We start from the raw sequence: 1,968 nt of genomic DNA, 5'->3' as shown, positions 1-1,968 counted from the left end.
TAGCTATTTTCACCATCTACCTTAAGGCCTTCTAACTCTTTCTGTAGAGCCTTACGTTGTATTTAAGGGCTTCAACTTTGGCCTCACTATCACTTAATTGAGCCTTAATCTGGTTAATTCAGCAGTCAATACATCCAGTTCAGGCTTGATGAAGAGATTATTGTTTTGTTTGTTGGTACCACCAGCAAAGGCACCACCGGGACGAATCTCAGACCCGTCAAGAGTAACCATACGCACTTGGAAACGAACCGCTCGAGCCGCCTTATTGGCATTGTCAATGGTATCAAAGATTGCTGTCACCCCTAGGAGGTTTTGGAAAATATTAGATAAGCGGTCCTCATAGGTAACCAAATCGGAAGCCATACCTATAAAACCTGGTGCATTGGCAAGACTTTGAGCAAATTGTCCATTTAGTTGACGTGGCTTAATAGTGGTCAAAGGCAAGAAGGTCGCACGTCCTTGACGATTTCGTTTCAAGTAGTCAATCGAACGCTTAGCGGCCGCTTCGTCCTCAACAATAATATTTTGACCGCTAGCTCCCATAGCAATCTCAAGAGCCGTCTGATAACGCGTGTCAAAGGTTAAGTGTTCACTGACTGCGCCAATAATTCCCTGAATGGATTGGGCATTTTGAAGGACAGCCTTCACCCCTGCATAGAAATTAGAATGATTTTTCTGGATAGATTCTAGACTTTGACGACGGGCATCTTTACTTTTAAGATAATCCATGAGGTCAAACATCTGCTTTTGAGCTTCTTGGTAGTCCTTATCAAGAGCTTGATAAGCCTGAGCCTTTTCTTTGTAGCTAGCCAAAAAGGTTTTGAAGACTCTCTTGGGCTGCTTGATAAGCTTTTTGGGCTTCGCTAGCCACTTCCTGAGCGGAAAGTAAATCCGCTTGAGCTTGTTTATATTCTTCAGCTTGTGCCTCGAGCGCTTGTATCTGACTGTCCATGTCGTGGGTGACCTGAGTCAAACTGTTGGAAACTTTGGCTTCCTCCTGCATCAGACCAACATAGTCCTCACGTAAACGTTCAATAAGTGTATCTGGATCATCAGAAAATTGCTCTAGTTCTTTTTGAATAGCAATCAGCTCTTGTGCAAGGCTATCCAACTCAGCATTCAATTCAACTTGGCCTTGATTAACCTTATCAAGGGATGCTCTTGCCTCTGCTTTCAAATGCCCTAGCTCACTGAGACGAGCTTCAGTTTCTTCTTTTTTCTCTGAACGCTGCTGACTCTCCATGGTATAAAGATCAATTTGACGCTCAAAGTCGCTAATGAGACGTGTGACATCCACCAAGGTTTGTTGATCTGAAGAAATTTGTTCTGAAATTTGATGACGTTTTTGCTTAAGTTCTTGGTTTTCAGTCTCTAGACGATGACGTTTCTCATAATAGCTGGTTAATTTGTCCTTGACCTCTGCCAAATCCTCTTGCGTTTTGGACAAATCTTTTTACCAACTTCAATATCGTGGACTAAAAGATTAAGCTGTGTCTGTCTACGCTCTTCATCTAATTCCAAGTAACGTTTGGCTGTGGCTGCTTGTTTTTCAAGGGGGTTAATCTGACCATCTAGCTCGTAGATGATATCTTCCAAACGATCAAGATTATCTTGGGTTTGATTAAGCTTGCTTTCCGTTTCTTTCTTACGTGTTTTATATTTGAGAACACCTGCGGCTTCTTCGAAAATAGCACGGCGCTCTTCAGGCTTGGCATTAAAAATTGCCTCAACACGACCTTGAGAAATAATGGAAAAAGAATCACGGCCGAGACCTGTATCCATGAAGAGGTCATGAATATCACGTAGACGAACCTTACGACCATCAATCAAGTAATCATTGTCACCGTTTCGATAAATATGTCGCTCCACACGAATTGTTTCACCAGCACCCGCGATAAAGCCATCACTGTTATCAAGTGTGACCGCTACTTCCGCATAGTTGAGAGCCTTACGAACCTCTGTTCCTGC

At 42.8% G+C, this 1,968-nt stretch carries 1 pseudogene; it reads right to left on the bottom strand.

The annotated features are described in order from the left end of the window. Window positions 1-1,968: pseudogene (locus tag HSISS2_RS11605) on the bottom strand (chromosome segregation SMC family protein); the annotation flags it as partial.

This window comes from Streptococcus sp. HSISS2 (assembly GCF_000448665.1).
GTDB classification, from domain to species: Bacteria; Bacillota; Bacilli; order Lactobacillales; family Streptococcaceae; genus Streptococcus; species Streptococcus raffinosi.
Note: the sequence above shows the minus strand (reverse complement) of the source record. Positions and strands in the feature narration are given on the sequence as shown.